Source organism: Cribrihabitans neustonicus, from assembly GCF_048820895.1.
GTDB lineage: Bacteria > Pseudomonadota > Alphaproteobacteria > Rhodobacterales > Rhodobacteraceae > Cribrihabitans_A > Cribrihabitans_A neustonicus.
Window position 1 is genome coordinate 245,017 of record NZ_JBMERQ010000003.1, and the last position, 19,038, is coordinate 264,054.

18 protein-coding genes are annotated in these 19,038 nt (G+C 66.8%); 9 read left to right on the forward strand and 9 right to left on the reverse strand.

What is annotated here, in order from left to right:
* Positions 1 to 1,614: an AMP-binding protein gene (locus tag ACOHWE_RS10645; protein WP_420666252.1), complete on the forward strand. Its 1,614-nt coding sequence runs from the start codon at positions 1 to 3 to the stop codon at positions 1,612 to 1,614.
* 74 nt (positions 1,615 to 1,688) lie between these two features.
* Here ACOHWE_RS10645 and ACOHWE_RS10650 read toward each other — a convergent pair whose 3' ends face one another.
* The 4 genes from ACOHWE_RS10650 to ACOHWE_RS10665 all read right to left on the reverse strand — a co-directional run bounded on the left by ACOHWE_RS10650 (position 1,689) and on the right by ACOHWE_RS10665 (position 6,069).
* A complete protein-coding gene (locus tag ACOHWE_RS10650; RefSeq protein ID WP_420666254.1) occupies positions 1,689 to 2,357 on the reverse strand; it encodes a DUF1236 domain-containing protein in 669 nt (222 codons plus the stop codon).
* 314 nt (positions 2,358 to 2,671) lie between these two features.
* A complete protein-coding gene (locus tag ACOHWE_RS10655; protein WP_420666255.1) occupies positions 2,672 to 3,403 on the reverse strand; it encodes a tryptophan-rich sensory protein in 732 nt (243 codons plus the stop codon).
* A 75-nt stretch (positions 3,404 to 3,478) separates the two neighbouring features.
* Positions 3,479 to 5,035, reverse strand: a complete 1,557-nt coding sequence (locus ACOHWE_RS10660) for a cisplatin damage response ATP-dependent DNA ligase (RefSeq protein ID WP_420666257.1) — start codon at positions 5,033 to 5,035, stop codon at positions 3,479 to 3,481.
* On the reverse strand, positions 5,035 to 6,069 hold the full coding sequence (locus ACOHWE_RS10665) for a ligase-associated DNA damage response exonuclease (RefSeq protein ID WP_420666259.1): 1,035 nt from the start codon (positions 6,067 to 6,069) through the stop codon (positions 5,035 to 5,037). The genes ACOHWE_RS10660 and ACOHWE_RS10665 overlap by 1 nt, the downstream gene beginning before the upstream one ends.
* 144 nt (positions 6,070 to 6,213) lie before the next feature.
* Here ACOHWE_RS10665 and ACOHWE_RS10670 point away from each other — a divergent pair, with 144 nt between their 5' ends.
* Entirely contained in the window at positions 6,214 to 7,446 is a 1,233-nt protein-coding gene (locus tag ACOHWE_RS10670) for a putative DNA modification/repair radical SAM protein (protein WP_420666261.1), read from the forward strand.
* Complete coding sequence (locus ACOHWE_RS10675) at positions 7,446 to 8,921, forward strand: UdgX family uracil-DNA binding protein (protein ID WP_420666448.1); 1,476 nt, start codon at positions 7,446 to 7,448, stop codon at positions 8,919 to 8,921. The genes ACOHWE_RS10670 and ACOHWE_RS10675 overlap by 1 nt, the downstream gene beginning before the upstream one ends.
* Here the strand turns inward: ACOHWE_RS10675 and ACOHWE_RS10680 are convergent.
* On the reverse strand, positions 8,918 to 9,754 hold the full coding sequence (locus ACOHWE_RS10680) for a hypothetical protein (protein ID WP_420666263.1): 837 nt from the start codon (positions 9,752 to 9,754) through the stop codon (positions 8,918 to 8,920). The two genes, ACOHWE_RS10675 and ACOHWE_RS10680, sit on opposite strands and share 4 nt — an antisense overlap.
* A 134-nt stretch (positions 9,755 to 9,888) precedes the next feature.
* On the opposite strand from ACOHWE_RS10680, the gene ACOHWE_RS10685 reads away from it, so the two are divergent.
* Complete coding sequence (locus ACOHWE_RS10685; protein WP_420666264.1) at positions 9,889 to 10,086, forward strand: CsbD family protein; 198 nt, start codon at positions 9,889 to 9,891, stop codon at positions 10,084 to 10,086.
* Positions 10,087 to 10,281: 195 nt separating this feature from the next.
* Complete coding sequence (locus ACOHWE_RS10690) at positions 10,282 to 11,532, forward strand: cation:proton antiporter (protein ID WP_420666266.1); 1,251 nt, start codon at positions 10,282 to 10,284, stop codon at positions 11,530 to 11,532.
* On the opposite strand, the gene ACOHWE_RS10695 is transcribed toward ACOHWE_RS10690, so the two are convergent.
* The 4 genes from ACOHWE_RS10695 to ACOHWE_RS10710 form a co-directional block, all read right to left on the reverse strand.
* Entirely contained in the window at positions 11,529 to 12,302 is a 774-nt protein-coding gene (locus ACOHWE_RS10695; protein WP_420666267.1) for an ABC transporter permease, read from the reverse strand. The genes ACOHWE_RS10690 and ACOHWE_RS10695 overlap by 4 nt on opposite strands.
* Positions 12,299 to 13,033, reverse strand: a complete 735-nt coding sequence (locus tag ACOHWE_RS10700) for an ABC transporter permease (protein ID WP_420666450.1) — start codon at positions 13,031 to 13,033, stop codon at positions 12,299 to 12,301. The genes ACOHWE_RS10695 and ACOHWE_RS10700 overlap by 4 nt, the downstream gene beginning before the upstream one ends.
* A gap of 27 nt (positions 13,034 to 13,060) precedes the next feature.
* Positions 13,061 to 13,825, reverse strand: a complete 765-nt coding sequence (locus tag ACOHWE_RS10705; protein WP_420666269.1) for a transporter substrate-binding domain-containing protein — start codon at positions 13,823 to 13,825, stop codon at positions 13,061 to 13,063.
* 69 nt (positions 13,826 to 13,894) lie between these two features.
* Positions 13,895 to 14,704 (reverse strand): ABC transporter ATP-binding protein, encoded by an 810-nt coding sequence (locus ACOHWE_RS10710; protein WP_420666270.1) that lies wholly within the window; start codon positions 14,702 to 14,704, stop codon positions 13,895 to 13,897.
* Positions 14,705 to 14,797: 93 nt separating this feature from the next.
* Here ACOHWE_RS10710 and ACOHWE_RS10715 point away from each other — a divergent pair, with 93 nt between their 5' ends.
* Genes ACOHWE_RS10715 through ACOHWE_RS10730 form a run of 4 tightly spaced genes read left to right on the forward strand, consistent with a single transcriptional unit; the run spans position 14,798 to position 19,016 of the window.
* Positions 14,798 to 15,448 (forward strand): TetR family transcriptional regulator C-terminal domain-containing protein, encoded by a 651-nt coding sequence (locus ACOHWE_RS10715; RefSeq protein WP_420666271.1) that lies wholly within the window; start codon positions 14,798 to 14,800, stop codon positions 15,446 to 15,448.
* Positions 15,445 to 16,632 (forward strand): pyridoxal phosphate-dependent aminotransferase, encoded by a 1,188-nt coding sequence (locus ACOHWE_RS10720; protein ID WP_420666272.1) that lies wholly within the window; start codon positions 15,445 to 15,447, stop codon positions 16,630 to 16,632. The genes ACOHWE_RS10715 and ACOHWE_RS10720 overlap by 4 nt, the downstream gene beginning before the upstream one ends.
* Complete coding sequence (locus tag ACOHWE_RS10725; protein WP_420666273.1) at positions 16,629 to 18,227, forward strand: 5-guanidino-2-oxopentanoate decarboxylase; 1,599 nt, start codon at positions 16,629 to 16,631, stop codon at positions 18,225 to 18,227. The genes ACOHWE_RS10720 and ACOHWE_RS10725 overlap by 4 nt, the downstream gene beginning before the upstream one ends.
* 6 nt (positions 18,228 to 18,233) lie before the next feature.
* Positions 18,234 to 19,016, forward strand: a complete 783-nt coding sequence (locus tag ACOHWE_RS10730) for a dimethylarginine dimethylaminohydrolase family protein (protein ID WP_420666275.1) — start codon at positions 18,234 to 18,236, stop codon at positions 19,014 to 19,016.
* Positions 19,017 to 19,038: the final 22 nt, after the last annotated feature.

A 19,038-nucleotide genomic window follows, 5' to 3' on the forward strand; every position in this document is an offset into this window, starting at 1 on the left:
ATGCTGGGACCGTCTGCCCACGAGGATACTTTCACGCGCGACAACCTGCCGCCTGCGGAGCAATGGCCCGAGTTCCTGCTCGACGGTTTCGACTACCCCGAGCGGCTCAACGCCGCTGTGGAGCTGACCGACGCGATGGTTGCCAAGGGCTTTGGCGACCATACCGCGCTGATCGGCAACGGCCGCCGCCGCACTTACAAGGAACTGAGCGACTGGACCAACCGGCTGGCGCGCGCGCTGACCGAGGATCTGGGCGTGAAGCCCGGCAACCGGGTGCTGATCCGCTCCGCCAACAACCCGGCAATGGTGGCCTGCTGGCTGGCCGCGACCAAGGCGGGGGCGGTGGTGGTCAATACCATGCCGATGCTGCGTGCCGGAGAGCTGTCCAAGATTGTCGACAAGGCCGAGATCAGCCATGCCCTCTGCGACACCCGGCTGAAGGACGAGCTGGTTGCCTGCGCCAAGACCTCGAAGTTCCTGAAGACGGTGGTGGGCTTTGACGGCACCTCCAACCACGACGCCGAACTGGACCGGCTGGCGCTGCAGAAGCCGGTGACCTACGAGGCGGTGCCAACGGGCCGGGACGACGTGGCGCTTCTGGGCTTCACCTCGGGCACCACCGGATCGCCCAAGGCAACGATGCATTTCCACCGCGACTTGCTGATCATCGCCGACGGCTACGCCCGTGAGGTCCTGGACGTGCAGCCGGAGGATGTTTTTGTCGGCTCGCCGCCGCTGGCCTTTACCTTCGGGCTCGGGGGGCTCGCAATCTTCCCGCTGCGCTTCGGGGCGGCCGCGACGCTCCTGGAGAATGCCTCCCCCCCGAACCTGATCGAGATCATCGAGACCTACCGCGCCACCGTCTGCTTCACCGCGCCCACCGCCTACCGGGTGATGCTCAGGGCGATGGAGGAGGGGGCGGACCTATCCTCGCTGCGGGCCGCCGTGTCCGCCGGGGAGACGCTGCCCGCGCCGGTTTACGAGGACTGGATCGCCAAGACCGGCAAGCCGATGCTGGACGGGATCGGCGCCACCGAGATGCTGCATATCTTCATCACCAACCGCTTCGACGATCACCGCCCGGCCTGCACCGGCAAGCCCGTGGCCGGCTACCAGGTCAGAGTGCTGGATGCGGACGGCAACGAGGCGCCGCGCGGCGAGGTGGGGCGGCTTGCCGTGAAGGGGCCGACCGGCTGCCGTTACCTCGCTGATGACCGGCAGGCGGAGTACGTGCGGGACGGCTGGAACGTCACCGGCGACAGTTTCGTGATGGATACCGACGGCTACCTGCACTTTGCCGCGCGCAACGACGACATGATCGTTTCGGCCGGCTACAACATCGCGGGGCCGGAGGTGGAGGCGGCGCTGCTGGCGCATGAGGCGGTGGCCGAATGCGCGGTGATCGGCGCGCCGGATGACGCGCGGGGCGAGATCGTCGAGGCGCATGTGGTGCTGGCGGAAGGCCACACAGCCTCGGATGCGCTGGTCAAGCTGCTGCAGGATCACGTGAAGGCGACGATCGCGCCCTACAAGTATCCGCGGTCGGTGGTCTTCACCGAGGCGTTGCCGAAGACCGAAACCGGCAAGATACAGCGCTTCCGCCTGAAGCACTGACGCCCCGCGCAAGGGCAGGGCGGCGTCACGAAAAAGGGCAGCGCACTGGCGCTGCCCTTCGGTTGTCTGCTGCGTTAGCGGACGATGTGAACCACGGTGCGGTTCTCCGCTTCGACCAGTACGGGAACGTTGTTCACGTAGACGTAGCGGTACTCGGAGTCCGGGATTTCCTTCAGTTCCACGGTTTCCGGCAGCTGCACGCCGGTTACCACTTCACCTTCCAGGTAGACTGGCTCGACTTTGTTGGTGCGCACGTAGCTCACCACCTCCTCGGCCGGTTCGGCCAGCGCACCTGCGGTGCCGCCGATGATAGCGCCTGCTGCAGCGCCAACCGGGCCGCCGATCAGCGCGCCTGCGACTGCGCCGACGGTGCCGCTGCCGGCCACGGCGCCTGCGTGGTCTTCATTCTCGTAGGTCACGGTGCCGGTCTCGATGGTGGACTGGCTCGAGACCACGGGCACGAAAGTCTGGGTTTCAGCTTCTGCGTCTGCGCCGCCGAGGTACTCGCCGTAGGCCCAGCCGGTGGTGCCGTCATAGGTCACCTTGCACCATTTGCTGTCTTCCAGGCAGCCTTCGATGTCGGCGCTGGCGTCCTTTGTGATCACGCCGATCACTTCATGCTGGGGACCGGGGCCTGCGCGCAGGTTCAGGTCGGTCACGGCCATGGCGGAGGTGGCAGCCAGACCCGGGCCCGCAACAAGGGCCAGAGCGGAGGCGGCGAGGGTAAGGAACTGCTTCTGCATTGGTTTTCTCCTTTTGACTTCTCAGGACGGCAGGTTTTGCGCCGTTGCCGGGGGACAACTTCGCAAGACCGGGAGAGTTCCAAAGAATGTGTGCGCAGAGGAGGGCTATCAGCGGGAATCGCCGCACCGAAGGGCGGTCCAAGCGGCATGCTGCCGGTTCCCGGGACTATGGGCTGCCTTTACGCGCGACTGACGGCAGCAGCCCGTTGCCCGACGGGCTGTGAGCGCGGCCGGGCGGGTGCGGGCTTGCCCGCTTTCTGCGGTGCCGGGGGGCAGATCGAGCGGGCCGGCCAGCCCGAAACGCACAGCCAGCTTCAGGCCGGGGCTTGCCGGGCGTGCCGCACCACTCCGATTATTGCGCGCGCCGTAAGCAGTAAGAGGCCAAGCGCCGCCAAAACCTTGACAGGCTGGCTGTGGCCATCGGCTGCGTGGCCCACCAGGAGCGCAAACAGCGCCCAGCAGACCGCCGCGGTATAGGTCCAGGCAACGGGCCGCAGCGTCTGCACGATCACCGTCACCGCCAGCACCAGGGCGAGACAGAGGATGGCGGCAGCTTCCGCTCCCATGAGGCCGAAACCGGGCAGAACGATGCTGAGGGATACGCCCGAGGCTGCTGTCAGCCAGCCTGCGTAAAGCCCCACAGGCCCGCGTTTCCAGATCCTGTTGTGGATGTTGGCGCGCAGCACTGCGGCAATCGCGCCCGCCGTCATCAGCAGGATCATCACCGTCGCTGCTACCGGCGCGCTATTGGCGGCCGGCAGCCAGAATATCCCGAGCGCCAGGCTCAAGGCGAGGGGTTGACGCATCCGGTGCCAATTGCCGCTGCGTGGCGCTTTCCACGCCCCATAGCCCGCGCCGGCCAGCAGCCACAGGTAAATCAGCCCCCAGATCGAGAAGGCCCAGCCCGCCGGCTGCATTGGCGGGTTGGGCTGCGGGTAGGGCAGCTGTTCGGCGGAATATCCGGCGAAACCGCCGGTGAAGTAGGGCGCAAGCGCAAAGGCCAGCGCCAGAAAAAATACGCCATAGGCCAGGATCTTACGGGTCATTCCTGCTCCTCTGTAGGACCGCTTTCCGCGCTGCCGCGCCGTCTGCCTCCAGGGACGTAGCCTAGGCACGATTTCCTAAAGCAATTCTTTCAGTTCCGCCAATGTCCCGGCTTCTGATGCTGGTTTATCGCTGCGTATGCGGTTGATGCGGGGAAACCGCATGGCGACGCCGCTCTTGTGGCGGGAAGAGCGGTTCAGCCCCTCGAAGGCCACTTCCAGCACCAATTCCGGTTTCACGGCCCGCACCGGCCCGAATCGGTCGGTGGTGTTGTTGCGGACGAAGCGGTCGAGCGCTTTCAGCTCGGCATCGGTAAAGCCGAAATAGGCCTTGCCCACTGGCACCAGCGCCTCGCCGTCCCAGACCCCGAAGGTGAAATCCGAGTAATAACCCGAGCGCTTGCCGTGGCCGCGCTGGGCATAAAGCATCACCGCATCGACCAGCATCGGGTCCCGCTTCCACTTATACCAGTAGCCGCGCTTGCGCCCCGCAAGGTAGGCGCTGTCGCGGCGCTTGAGCATCACGCCCTCGATCACCGTCTCGGGCGGCGCGGCGCGCAGGGCCGCGAGTTCCTGCCAGGTGGCAAACGCCAATGGCGGCGAGATGTCGATGCGGGGGGAAGCGAGCTCCGCCACGCAGGCGTTAAGCGCCCGCAGCCGCGCCTCCAGCGGCTTGCCCCGCAGATCCTCGCCGTTCCAGACCAGGAGGTCATAGGCCCGAAGCGCGGCGGGATGGCTTTCCAGTAGCGACTTGCCCACCCGCTTTCGGCCCAGCCGTTTCTGCAAGTCGCCAAAGGCCGCGACCTCGCTGCCCCGCCTCACCAACAGTTCGCCGTCCAGCGTGCCGGAGAAATCCAGCGCCTCCGCAAGGTCGGGGAAGGCGGCCGAGATATCTTCGCCCGTGCGGGTATAGATCCGCCGCACGCCGCCGTCGTTGCTGGCCTGGACCCGGATGCCGTCCCACTTCCATTCCGAGATGAACTCGGCAGGCTCAAGCGTCTCCAGATCCTTTTCAGTGATGGGGGTGGAGAGCATCACCGGCCGGAATGGCGCCGCCGCGAGGCTTACGGGTTTTTCGCCGCCGTCGAGCCAGGCGAACAGCGGCCGGTAGGGCGGGGTGAGGGCGTGCCACAGTTCCTCGATCTCCTCCACCGCGACGCTGCCGTATTCGGCAAGCGCCGTCCGTGCCAGCCGCCCCGAGACGCCGACGCGCAGGCCGCCGGTGGCCAGTTTCAGATAGGCGTAACGCTCGGAGGGCAGCAGCGCCCCGAGCCGCCGTTCGATCAGCGCCGGCAAGGCGGCCTTTGGCGTGGCGGACAGTTCAGCCACCGCGTCCGGGAGGGTCAGTGGCACGGCTTCTGCCTGCTGCGGCCAGATCAGCGCAACGGTCTCCGCCAGATCACCGACAAATTCATAAGACAGCCGGAAAAGCTCGGGATCGGTGCGCTCCGCAACCAGCGTGCGGAGCAAGGAGGGCGTCACTTGCCGAAGGTTCAAATCCCCAGTGAAAGCCGCCAGAGCGTAGCCGCGCGCCGGGTCGCCCATCGAGGAGAAGGCGGTTTTCAGATGCGCGATCTTGCCGTTGCGCGACGGGGTGAAAGCAAGCTGCTCAAGAAGGCGGGCGAATTCCTGCATTACTCGGCCTCGTCTTCGTAACCGACCAGCCGCAGCGGCCGCGCGGCAATCTGGTTCAGCGCGCACCAGCGCACCAGCGCGTCCTCCCGCCCGTGGGTGACCCAGACCTCCCGCGGGGCGAGCTCCTTGATAGTGCGGGTGAGGCCGGTCCAGTCGGCATGATCGCTCAACACCAGGGGCAACTCCACTCCGCGCTGGCGGGCCCGGGCGCGCACCTGCATCCAGCCGCTTGCGAAGCACACCACCGGATCCGGGAAGCGCTGCGCCCAGGCGGCGGCAAAGGCGGATGGCGGCCCGAGGATGATTTGCCCTTTGAAGGCGTCCTTGCCGGTCTCCGCAGTGGCGGGGCGCAGCTCCCCCAGTTCGATCCCCTGCGAGATATAGTAGTCGCACAACCGTTGCAGCGCGCCATGCAGATAGACGGGCTTGTCCCAGCCAGCCGCGCGCAGGAGCGCGATCACCCGCTGCGCCTTTCCAAGCGCATAGGCCCCGACGAGGTGGCAGCGTTCCGGCTGGGCTGTGACAGACGTGAGGAGTTTTGCAATTTCTGCCATTGGGTCAGGGTGGTCGAAGACCGGCAGGCCGAAGGTCGCTTCCGTTACGAAAACATCGCAAGGGGCGGGCTCGTAAGGCGCGCAGGAGGGATTCTTGTCGCGGGCATAATCGCCGGAGACGGTGATCCGCGTCGCTCCGTCGCTCACTGTGATCTGACAGGAACCGAGCACATGCCCCGCAGGGGTGAAAGTGGCGGTGACGCCGTTCACCTGCACGGGGCCGTCAACCGGGATGGCTGTCTCGCAAAAGGCCTCGCCATAACGGATTGCCATGATGTCGAGCGTTTGGCGGCTGGCCCAGACGGTGCCGTGGCCTGCACGGGCGTGATCGGCGTGGCCGTGGGTGATCATCGCGCGCGGCACCGGATTCATCGGATCGATGTAAAAATCGCCGGGGGGACAATACAGTCCGGCAGGCCGGGGGTGCAGCAGCGCTGCGGGATCCGCCCTTTCCGCGTTTGCTGGGCCTGACTGGGCCAAATTGCACTCCTTCCCGGACGTGCGGCCTTTGCCCCGCTGTGCGGCCGCCCTGTCCTGGACTAACGCCGAAGCCGTGCGCAGGTTCCGGCCGGATGACGCACAGGGCAATTGCCTTTGCCTAAATGAGAACATATAGAGAACAGCATGGCACGTCAAACCTTACAACAGAAGCTCGAGATTCTGGCGGATGCGGCAAAATACGACGCCTCCTGTGCATCCTCGGGCACCGAAAAACGCGACAGCCGAAGCGGCGGGCTTGGCTCAAGCGGCGGCGCGGGCATCTGCCACGCCTATGCGCCCGACGGGCGCTGCATCAGCCTTTTGAAGATCCTGATGACGAACTTCTGTATCTACGACTGCTCCTACTGCATCAACCGGGTGTCCTCGGACGTGACCCGGGCGCGGTTCAGCGTCGACGAGGTGGTGAAGCTCACCATCGAGTTTTACCGCCGCAATTATATCGAGGGGCTGTTTCTTTCCTCCGGCATCATCCGCTCGCCTGACGATACGATGGGGGACATGGTGCGCATCGCCCGCAAACTGCGGGAGGAGGAGAACTTCCGCGGCTACATCCACCTGAAGACCATCCCCGATGCCGCGCCTGAGCTGATCGCCGAGGCGGGCCGCCTGGCAGACCGGCTGTCGATCAACGTGGAGCTGCCCACCGATGATGCCGTGCGCCGCCACGCGCCGGAGAAGAACCCGGCGCAGATCCGCAAGGCGATGGGTGAGGTGCGTCTGCGCCGCGAAGGCGCGAAGGAGACCAGCCACCGCGGCAAGCGGCCGCCGCGCTTTGCGCCCGCCGGACAGTCGACGCAGATGATCATCGGTGCAGATGGCTCTAATGATGCGGCGATCCTGGGGCAATCGGTGCGGCTTTATTCCAGCTACAAGCTGAAGCGGGTCTACTACTCCGCCTTCTCGCCGATCCCCGGCAGCTCGGCCCGGCTGCCGCTGGTGCGCCCGCCGCTGGTGCGCGAGCACCGGCTTTACCAGGCCGACTGGCTCTTGCGCTTCTACGGTTTCGGGCTGGAGGAGATCACTTCCGCCGCGCCGGGCGGCAACCTGGACCTGCACCTCGACCCCAAGCTGGCCTGGGCGCTGGCGAACCGGGCGCTGTTTCCGCTGGATGTGAACCGTGCCAGCAAGGAGATGCTCCTGCGAGTGCCGGGGTTCGGCGTGAAGACGGTGGACCGCATCCTCGCCACCCGCCGCCACCGCAGCCTGCGGTATGAGGATATCGCCCGAATGGGCGCTTCGATGAAGAAGGCCCGCGCCTTCATCACCGCGGGCGGCTGGACCCCGGGCGGGCTCACTGACAGCGCGGACCTGCGCGCGCGGTTTGCCCCGCCGCCGGAACAGCTGAGCCTGTTATGATGCAGCGCGCCGTTCTGCCCAGGATCGGCACTGCAGAGGCGTGGCGCGCTGCGGCGCGCGGGTTCCTGGCGGCGGGCGTTCCGCCCTCCGGCATCCTCTGGCGCAGCGCGGCGGAGGAGGGGGATGCGTCCGGCCCACCCGCGGCGGGGGACCTTTTCGCAGGCGCCGCTCCTGCCGCAGCACCGGCGGGGGAGGGCGTGGCAAGTGTGCCGCGCAGCTTTCTGGCGCTGGCGAACAGCGTGGTCTGGCATAGCGATCCGGAGCGGTTTGCGCGGCTTTATGCTTTCCTCTGGCGCCTGCGGGAGGCGCCTTGGCTGATGAGCGACCGCGGCGATCCCGGTCTCGCCCTGCTGCGGCGGATGGAGAAGGGTGTTCACCGCTGCCAGCACAAGATGAAGGCCTTCGTGCGCTTCCGCGAGGTGGGCAGCCCTGAGGCCCCGCGCCGCGCCTTTGCCGCCTGGTTCGAGCCGGAGCACCACACGGTGGAGCCCACCGCCGCCTTCTTTGCCCGCCGCTTCGGCGACATGGACTGGCGTATCCTCTCGCCGGACGTGAGCGCCATTTTCGAGGGCGGCACGCTGCGCTTCGAGCCGGGCCAGCCCCGGCCCGGCTTGCCGGAGGACGCGAGCGAAGCGCTGTGGCTCACTTACTTCCGCAGCACCTTCAACCCGGCGCGGCTGAACCTCCGGGCGATGCAGTCGGAAATGCCGAAGAAATACTGGAAGAACATGCCAGAGGCCGCGGCGATCCCGGAGCTTGCCGCGTCCGCCAGCGAACGGGTGCGGGCGATGGCGGCCGCCGCGCCGGTGCCGGTGCCTGCGCGTGCCGCCCGCATCCAGGCGCAGCTGCCGCCGGAGCAACCCGCGTGGCAGGGCACCGGTGGAGAGCTGGCCCAGGCCATCCGTGGCTGCATCCGCTGCCCGCTCTACCGCGACGCGACTCAGGCGGTGCCGGGGCAGGGGCCGGAGAATGCCGCGCTGATGATTGTGGGCGAGCAGCCGGGCGATCAGGAGGATCTTTCGGGCCTGCCGTTCACTGGGCCCGCCGGGCAACTGCTGGACCAGGTGGCGGCGCGCGCCGGGCTCGACCGCAAGGCCGCTTATGTCACTAATGCGGTCAAGCACTTCAAATTCAAGCCGCGCGGCAAGCGGCGTCTGCACGAGCGTCCGAATGCAGGCGAGGTGGCGCATTGTAAATGGTGGCTGGACGCCGAGCTCGCTCAGGTGCGGCCCCGGCTGGTGCTGGCGCTGGGCGCCACCGCGGCGGGTGCGCTTCTTGGCGAGGGCAGCAGCCTAAGATCCCGGCGCGGCACGGTGGAGCATACTGCCGCCGGCCTGCCGGTTCTGATCACTTTCCACCCGGCTTTTCTGCTGCGCCAGCAGTCCGCCGGGGAACGGCAAGCTGCAGAGGCGCTTTTCGAGGCCGACCTGCGCCTGGCCGCGCAGATGCTGTCCGGGGCCGGCAGCACCGCCTAGCCCATCCCGCGGCGCGCGCCTTTTTCTTTCCAGATGTAGCCCTGGGACCAGACCGCCAGAGCATCCAGGTAATCGTCATCCGATCTGCAGTCCCCAGCATCGAAATTCGGAAGCCCGCTCAGAATCACCCGCAGCCCGGTGAGGTTGCCCTTCTCGGCATGCCAGGCGCGGGCAAAGCGCAGCAGGCCCTCGGGCAGGCGGCGCTGCGCGTCGGCAGTGGAAAAATAGAGCGCATGCGGCTGGCTGTGCAGGTTTGCGGTCAGCTTCGCCAGAGTGTCCAGCATACCGCTGCGGTCCTGGCCCAGCTCGGCCTGCGCCTCCGCCGCGGCCAGGAAAGCCCGGCCCAGAGTCACCGACTGGGTGGTGTTCAAGACAAAGCTTACCGACAGCGTCAGCACTACCATGCCGTTTACACCCACCACCACCGAGATCAGCGCCCACAGCGGCCCGCCGGGCTGCACTATGCCGCCGCCCAGTGTTGAAAGCGCCTTGCCCACATAAGCAAGGTCCAGCGCCGGGCCGGCGGGCTGCTTGCCCTCGGTGAGAACCACCGCCTCCGTCGCAGCCTGAAACACCAGCAGCCAGCCAAGTGCGACCATGACAATCCAGAACACTGCGATCGAAGTCATAACTAGCGGCCCGATCGCGGTGCGGCTCCAGCCCGCCGATGGCAGGATCCTGGCAAGCCCCTTCCAGACCACCGCCGCCACCCAGCGGGATGGCAGCTTGCGGTCGGTGATACCAGTGGTGGTCAGAAGGAAGTCCGCCGCTGCAAATAGAAGTACGGCAAGTCCGGCCAGAGCAAAGATCATCGTCCCTCCCTCCAGCACCACTGTACTGCCTCCCGCCGGGACGCCCCACAGGCACCAGACAAATTGTGAAACCTGCGGAACTCTCGCCCAGGAAGATCGTTAATTCAATGCGAACAACGGCCGGTGCAGCCGGCTGCGGGCAAAAGGAGACAGCCATGAACTGGGACGAAGTCCAAGGCAAATGGAAAGAAATGAAAGGCAACGTGCGCTCCAAATGGGGCGAGCTGACCGAAGATGAGGTCGACCAGGTTGCCGGTGACCGCGAGGCGCTGGAAGGCAAGATTCAGCAAAAATACGGCCGCAGCAAGGAAGAGGCGCGCCGCGAGGTGGATGATTTCATCCGTACGCTCTGAGCGCAGCGGATTCAGGCAGACGGGCGGCCGCATCGGTCCGCCCGTTTTCTGATTCAGCAAGCTTGGCGAGGCTGGGTTCAGCAGGGTTGGCGGCGCTGAGTGCAGCCAGGGCCTCGGCAGGCGGCGGGGGACAAGCGCGGCCCGGCTTGTTAGGCTCGGCGGGGACTAGCCGGAATTTCCCATTGCGGAGGATTGATGGACGCGCATTCCCTCTTCGAATTCTCTCCCTATCACATCCTGATGGCTGGCGTGGGGGCGGTGATCATACTCGCCCACTGGGTGCCGCGGTTTTTCTCAACGCGTGAGCCGGTGGCGGCGCCGCTTCTGATCCTTCTAGGTATGGCGCTTTATCTACTGGTGCCGCAATTCCCGGCGCTGCCCGACCCGCGCGCCACCCCGAAACCCTGGGAGGTGGTGAGCGAGCTGACCGTGTTGGTAGCGCTCTTTGCCTCCGGCCTGAGGCTCGATGATCTGCGTCCTTGGAAGAAATGGGGCCGGACGCTCCGGCTTCTGCTGGTTGGCATGCCGCTTACCATATTGGCCGCAGCGCTCCTTGGGCTCGGCCTTGCGGGCATGACAGTCGCGGGCGCGCTCCTGGTCGGCGCGGTACTGTCCCCGACCGACCCGGTGCTTGCCGGCGACGTGCAGGTCGGCCCGCCGCACGAGGGCGACGAGGAAACCGTGCGCTTTACTCTCACCACCGAAGCCGCGCTGAATGACGGGCTCGCCTTTCCCTTTGTCTACCTTGGTCTTCTGGTTGCCGCCGAGGGGCTGAACCCGGCGGGCTGGATCGGCGAATGGCTCCTCGTGGATGTGGCCTACCGGATCGGTGTCGGGGCCCTGATGGGCATTGGGGGCGGCTGGGTGCTGGCTCAGATCCTCTTCGTGATCCCCAGCCATTCTGTCCTTGCCAACACTGGCTCCGGCGTGGTGGCTCTCGCCGGGGTGCTTCTATGTTACGGCACCACCGAGCTCGCCGAGGGCTATGGCTTCATTTCGGTTGCCACGATGGGGCTGACACTGCGGCGGGTGGAAAGCGACCACCGGTTTCACCGCCGCCTGCACGATTTCTGCACCACCATCGAACATGCGCTGACGGCAATTCTGCTGGTCGGCCTGGGCTGCGTGCTGCCGGTCTTGTTCAGCGAGCTCACGCCTGGATTGGTGCTGTTTGCAGTGCTGATGATCGTCCTTGTTCGCCCCTTGGCGGGCTGGCTGTCGCTCGCAGGCAGCCGGCTGGAACGCAACGACCGGCTGGTGGTCTCGGTCTACGGGGTCCGCGGGATCGGCTCGATCTACTACCTCTGCTACGCGGGGCTACACATGGAGTTCGTGAACGAGGCACAGATCTGGGCGCTGATCGGGCTTACCATACTGCTGTCGACCATGCTGCATGGGTTCACCGTGAGCCATGCGATGAAATACACGTCGCATCCCCCGCGCTAGCGGGCAGGCACCTGCTGCTCCAGCCGCCGGAAGGCCAATGAGATCAGCCCGGCAACCGCCATGTAGAAGGCTGCCAGCAGCAACAGCGGCTCATAGACCACGAAGGTATCGGCCCGCACCCGGGAAGAGACCGCATAGATCTCGATTACCGTTATGGTGGCGACCAGGGGGGTGGCCTTGAGCTGCAGGATGGTCTCGCCGCCGAGTGTCGGCAGCACGTTGCGCACCGCCTGCGGCAGCCAGATCCGGCGGAACATGGTGAAGCGCGGCATGCCGAAGGATTTCGCCGCCTCCAGCTGCCCCTTCGCGACGCCGGAAAACGCCCCCCGCATTACCTCGCCCTCATAGCCCGCGTAGGAGAGGGTCAGCGCCAGCACAGCATAGGGCCAGGCCTGCCGCAGGTAGGGCCAGAGCTCAGACGAGCGGATCCATGGGAACTGCGGGAACAGCGAGCCCAGCCCATAATACAACAGCCAGATCTGCAGAAGCAGCGGCGTGCCCCGGATTACGGTGCAAAAGGCGCGGGCCGGAGCGGCCAGGTACCAGGGCCCAACCGCCTGCGCGAGGCCCAGCGGCACCGCGAGCAGGAAGCCGAGCACCGTGGTCACCGCCAGGATCCAGACCGTGCGCCACATGCCTTCCAGGATCAGCGGCGCATAATCCGGTATCCAGTCCCAGCGCAGGGAGAGAGCGCACCAGATGACGAGCAGCGCAAACAGCGCCAGCAGCACGATCCGGTGCGGCTGAAGGAACTCCCGAACCCCGTTCATCCGCGCGCCTCCTTCAATGAGGGCTGGCCGCGGCGTGCCCATTTCTCGATCCGCGCAAATACCGCGCCGGAGCAGAGCGTCACCAGGAGATACAGCGCGCCCGCGGCAAGGAAGAAGGTGAAGTACGCCCGCGTGCTGCTGGCTGCCTGGCGGGTCTCCAGCGTCAGTTCGGAAAAGCCCACGATGGCTAGGAGCGCGGTGTCCTTGGTGGCGATCAGCCAGAGGTTCGCAAGCCCCGGCGTGGCAAAGGCCATCATCGCCGGGATGGTGACCCGGCGCATGATCATCAGACCGGGCATACCATAGGCCCGCGCCGCCTCGATCTGGCCCGCAGGCACCGCCTGGATCGCCCCGCGCAGCACTTCGGTGGCATAGGCGCCCTGCACGACACCCAGGACCCAGATCCCCGCGGCGACGCCGCTGATCTCCACCCGGCCGCCGCCCATCGCGGCGGACAGTTTATTGATGAGGTCACTGCCCACGTAATAGAGGATCAGGATCAGCACCAGTTCCGGTACCGCCCGGATCACCGTGGTGTAAATGGCGAGAAGGTCGCGCGTGACCTTCCCGCCATAAAGCTTGCCATAGGCCCCCAACAGCCCGATCACCAAGCCCACCCCGAAGGCGCCAAAGGCGATTTGCAGGGAGTTGGCCAGCCCGCGCAGCAGGTTGGCCCCCCAGCCGGGCGGCGAGAGCGACAGAAGTTCTGCACTGCGGGCCAGGCCGAGCATGTCGAGGACGGTATTCACAACAGCGCCTTAGTAGATGCTGGTGGTGAAATACTTGGCGGTGATCGCCTCATGGGTGCCATCGGCGAGGATTTGGGCGATGCCCTTGTTCAGCGCCTCGCGCAGGGCATCGTCGCCCTTCCGCACGCCCGCGCCGACGCCGCGGCCCAGAATCGCCGGATCGTCCGCGACGGCGCCCTTGATTTCGCAGCAGCCGCCCGCATCCGATGCGACGAAATCCGCCATCGCGATGCTGTCGGCCTGGGTTGCGTCGATGCGGCCGGCAAACAGGTCCTGGTTGGCCTCGTCCTGGGTCTGGTAGACGCGCAGCTCGGCGTCCTTGAAGTACTGCTGGGCATAAGCCTGGTGGATGGTGGCGGCCTGGATGCCGACGACCTTCCCGGCAAGCGACGCCGGGGTGGGCTCTATATCCAGAGACTTGTCCGCCACGATCACCGCAGGCGTGTTGTAATAGGGATCGCTGAAATCGATGGTCTTCATGCGCTCCTCGGTAATCGACATGGAGGCCATGATGGCGTCGATCTGCTTGCCCGTCAGCGAGGGAATAATGCCGTCCCAGGCGACCGGCGTAATCACACAATCGAGCTCGGCGGCCTTGCAGACCGCGCCGATCACCTCGATCTCCCAGCCGGTCCAGTTGCCTGCGGAATCGGGCGAGGCGAAGGGCGGGTAGGGTTCCGCGGCGATGCCGATCTTGACCTGTTCGGCGGCGGCGGCGCCCGCGGTAAGGGCTGCTGCGGCGGTGGCCGCGCCCAGAAGTGCCTTGAGTTTCATGGTATTCTCTCCCTGTTTTATGGTCTTGGTTGTTATCGGTCTTTTGTCGTGTGCGCGCCGGGCACAGCGTCAGTGCATCGAGGCCAGGAACTTCTGCAGCCGCGCTGACTTCGGGTTGCCAAAGACGTCCTCGGGCGCGCCCTGTTCCTCGATCCGGCCCTGGTGCAGGAACACCACGTGGTCGGCGACTTCGCAGGCAAATTTCATCTCATGCGTGACCAGCAGCATTGTGCGCCCTTCGGCGGCGAGCCCGCGGATCACCTGCAGCACCTCGCCGACCAGCTCGGGATCCAGCGCCGAGGTCGGCTCGTCGAACAGCATCGCCGAAGGGTCCACCGCCAGCGCCCGCGCAATCGCCGCGCGCTGCTGCTGGCCGCCCGAGAGATAGGCCGGGAAACTCTCCTCCCGGCCTTCCAGTCCGACGCGGGCGAGCAGGGCGCGGGCGCGTTCGATGGCCTCGGCGCGCGGCACCTTCAGCACATGCACCGGCACTTCGATCACGTTTTCCAGAAGCGTGCGGTGAGTCCACAAGTTGAACTGCTGGAACACCATCGCGAGCCGGGTGCGGATGCGCTCGATCTGGCGCCGGTTGGCGGGCGTCCCGTCGGCCCGCATCGCCACCTCCTCGCCGCCGATCACGATACGGCCCGCGCTGGGTGTTTCCAGAAAGTTGATGCAGCGCAGCATCGTCGACTTGCCCGAGCCGCTGCCGCCGATCACCGCCACCACGTCGCCCTTGCGCGCGGCGAGCGAGACGCCCTTCAGAACCTCCAGCGTGCCGAAAGATTTGTGAAGCCCTTCCACCCGGATCGCCTCTTCCCGGGAAGCTGGGTCTTCGATGGGCTCTGACGGCGGCGCGGCTCTGGCGGCGATGGGCATCTTCCGGCTTCCTCACTTTTCGGCTTGTAGTAAGGCCTGCCTCCAGTAATTATGCAAGTGTATAATTTCTCCGGCCCGCGAAAGGACCAGCCCGTGAGCGAAGACCGCCGCAAATTCAGGCGCGAGACGCCGGAGCAGCGCAAGCTCGCTCTGATCGAGGCGGCATTGGCGCTGGTGGCGGAAAAGGGTGTGCGGGGCGCGACCGTGCGCGCCATTGCGGAGCGGGCGGAGGTCACGCAAGGGCTGATCAGGCATTACTTTTCCTCCAAGGAGGAGCTGATCGCCGCCGCATACGAGCATCACATGACCTTCATGACCGATCTCACCGCAGCGCCGGCCGCCGCCGGAGGCGAGCGTTCGGCCCGGGACCGGCTGGCGGCCTTTGTGGTGGCCTCCCTGACGGCGCCGGTGGTGGATCCGCGCTCGATCGCGCTCTGGGCCAGCTTCCTCAACAAGGTGCAGCATGATCCGCAGATGCGGGCGACACACGCCCGCACCTATGCCGATTTCCGCGGCCGCCTCGGCGCGCTGGTCAGCGCGGCGCTGGAAGAGGCCGGCCGTCCGCCCCCGCCAGCGCAAGCGCATCGGCTTGCCATCGCCTGCAACGCGGTGATCGACGGGCTGTGGCTCGAGGGGGGCGCTTTGCCAGAGGCGTTCGAGCCGGGCGAGCTGCCGGGCATCGGACTCGATTCGATCGGCGCAATTATTGGACTCGACTTGCAACAGAGGGCGGAACGGCCATGAGAACGACTGCGATAACCGAACGCCTGGCGGGGCTGGGCGGCGACAAGTGGGAAGTGCATCTGAAGGCACGCGCGATGGCTGCCGCGGGCGCCGATGTGATCGAGATGACAATTGGCGAGCCGGATGTGGCGACCCCGCCCGAACTGATGCAGGCCGCCATGCAGGCGATGCAGGCCGGGCGCACCGGCTATTCTGACGGCCGCGGCGAGCTCGGCCTGCGCGAAGCGCTTGCAGAGTACTACACCTGCAGCCGCGGCCGCGCCTTCACTCCCGGCAACGTGCTCTGTTTCCCCGGCACGCAGACTGCACTCTACGCGGTGATGGCAGGCGTCGCCGGGCCAGGGGACGAGGTGCTGGTCGGCGATCCGATGTATGCCACCTACGAGGGCGTGGTGCGGGCCTCCGGTGCCGAAATGGTGCCGGTGCCGCTCCGCCCAGAGGCGGGCTTCCGCATGCAGGCCGGGGATCTCGCCGCCCGCATCACGCCGCAAACCCGCGCCATCCTGCTCACCACGCCCCACAATCCCACCGGAGCGATCCTTACGCCGGAGGATGTGGCCGAAATCGGCGCGCTCGCGCGGGAGCATGATCTCTGGATCATTTCGGACGAGGTCTACGAGCAGCTGATTTTCGACGGCGCCGCCTTCACCTCGCCGCTTGCCGATCCAGACCTGGCGGAACGGGTGATCGCGGTCTCCTCGATCTCCAAGTCCCACGCTGCGCCTGGCTTCCGCAGCGGCTGGTGCATCGCGTCCGAAGCCTTCTGCAACGCGCTGCTGCCGGTTTCGGAGACCATGCTGTTCGGCAATCAGCCCTTCATCGCGGACATGACCGAACAGGCGGTGCGCGAGGGCTCGCCCGTTGCCGCGGGAATGAGTGCGCGCTTTGCCGCCCGCGCAGGCCAACTGGCGGATCGGCTTGAGCGTGACACCGGCTTCACCGTGCACCGCCCCGATGCGGGGATGTTCGCGATGATCGACGTGGCATCCACCGGCCTCACCGGCGAGGCCTACGCGCTGGATCTGTTGGAAAACGGCGGCGTTGCGGTGATGCCCGGCGCGTCCTTCGGGGAAAGCCTGCCAACCTGGGTGCGGGTGGCGCTGACAATCGATGACGGGAAATTCGCCGCGGCACTCGACCGCATCGTGGCGCATGCAGAAGAACTGAAAAGGAAGGCGGCATGACGAGCACCGGCGAAGCACTGGTGGCCGCGCTGAAGCAACGCGGGGCGGACACCGTTTTTGGGATCCCGGGCGTACACACGGTGGAGCTCTACCGCGGGCTCGCGCACTCCGGCTTGCGCCACGTGACGCCGCGCCATGAACAGGGCGCGGGCTTCATGGCGGATGGCTATGCGCGGGTTTCGGGCAAGCCGGGGGTGGCTTTCGTGATTACCGGGCCGGGACTCACCAATACGCTCACGGCGATGGCGCAGGCGCGCGCTGATTCGGTGCCTATGCTGGTGGTTTCCGGTGCAAACCGGCAGGCGAGCCTGGGCCGCGGGTTCGGTCATCTGCACGAGCTGCCGGACCAGCATGCGCTGGCTTCCACCGTGGCGCTGGTGTCTGAGCATGTGGCGGCGCCTGATGACCTCCTGCCTGCGCTGGAGCGTGTCTTTGCCTCCTTTGCGGACGGCCGCCCAGGCCCGGCCCATATCCAGATACCGCTGGATGTGGCGGGAGAACCGCATGAAGCGGCCCCGGTAGAGAGCCGGCCCGCCCGTGCCGGTCCCGATCCGGCCCTGCTGGAACAGGCCGCCGCGCGGCTTGCCCGGTGCAAGCGGCCGGTGATCCTCGCCGGCGGCGGCGTCCGGCGCGACGGTGCGGCGCTCAGGGCGCTGGCCGAGCGGCTGGACGCGCCGGTGGTGCAGACGGTGAACGCCCGCGGCGTGATGTTCGGCCATCCGCTGGGCGTGCCCGCAAGCCCGAGCCTTGAAGCCGTCCGCGGCCTGATCGCGGGCGCCGACGCGGTTCTGGCGCTTGGTACCGAGCTCGGGCCCACCGACTACGACATGTACGACACCGGCCGGATGCCGGCCTTGGGCGCGCTGATCCGCGCCGATGTCTGCCCCGCGCAGCTCTCCCGCCATCCAGCCGAGGTCGCGATCGAAGCGGCAGCCGCGACGGTGATTGAGGCGCTTCTTGGCCTGCTGCCCCAGAATCCTGCGAGCCACGGCGGCGCCGGCCGAGCCGCCCAGGCCCGCGGCGCGGCGCTTGCGGAGATCGGCCCGGAGTACCGTACGCTGGTTGCCATACTGGAAGCGATGCGCGACGCGGTGCCCGGCGCGCTGATGGTGGGGGATTCCACCCAGCCGGTTTATGCGGGTAACCTCTATTACGATCACGACCGCGCGGGCGGCTGGTTCAATGCCGCCACCGGCTATGGCGCGCTAGGCTATGCGATCCCGGCCGCAATCGGCGCTTCAATTGCCGACCCCGCAGCGCGGGTGGTCTGCCTGGCAGGTGACGGTGGCGCGCAGTTCTCCCTGCCCGAGGTGATGGCGGCGGTGGACGAAAACCTGCCCGTCACCTTCGTGATCTGGAACAACTGCGGCTACCGCGAGATTGCCACCTCGATGCAGAACGCTGGTGTCAGCGTGGTCGGCTGCGACCCGACGCCGCCGGATTTCCAGGCCGCCGCCGCCTCCTTCGGCATTCCCTACAGCCGGTGCGATGCCGCACCGGAGGCCGCTGCCGATGCGCTGGCCGCCGCCGCGCGGCTGGACGGCCCCAGCATCCTGGAAATCACCGCGCCGCAATTTCAGCCCGCAAAGGATTGATCCCAAATGACCAACCCCGCCATCGACTTCACCCGCGCCATCATTCGCCGCCCGGCGCCGTCCATCGTCGACGGTCTGCGCGCCGAGGACACCGGCACCCCGGACCTCACTGCCATGCTGAAGGCGCATGAGACCTACGCCGCCGCGCTGAAAAGCACCGGCGCCGAGGTGATCGAACTGCCGCCGCTGGCGGACTTCCCCGATGCGGTCTTTGTCGAGGACACCGCGCTTTGCCTGCCCGAAGGCGCGGTGCTGATGCGCCCCGGCGCGCCTTCGCGGCTGGGCGAGGTGGCGGAAATGGCCCCCGCGATCCGGGCCTGCTTCGACGACGTGCGCCAGATCCGCGGCCCCGGCCATATCGAGGGCGGCGACATCCTGTTCACCGGCCGCGAGGTGCTGGTCGGCCGCTCCGCCCGCACCGATGCGGCGGGGGTGGCCGAACTGGCGGAAATCTGCGCCGAATGGGGCCGGCCCCTGCGCGAGGTGTTCACGCCCGAAGGCGTCCTGCACTTCAAGACCGACTGCTCGCTGATGGATGTGGATACGGTCCTGGCGACCCGGCGGCTCGACGCCTCGGGCTGTTTCGAAGGCTACCGCGTGCTGCACGTGCCTGAAGGCGAGGAGGCCGCGGCCAATGCGATCCGTTTCAACAACCTGGTGCTGATGGCGGCGGGTTTCCCGCGCACGGCAGAGATGCTGAGACGCGAGGGCTATGAGGTAGTGGAGATCGACAACACCGACTGCGCCAAGCTGGACGGCGGCATGTCCTGCCTGTCGCTGCGGTTCTGAGGTCAGGGAAGGCGGGTTGCCC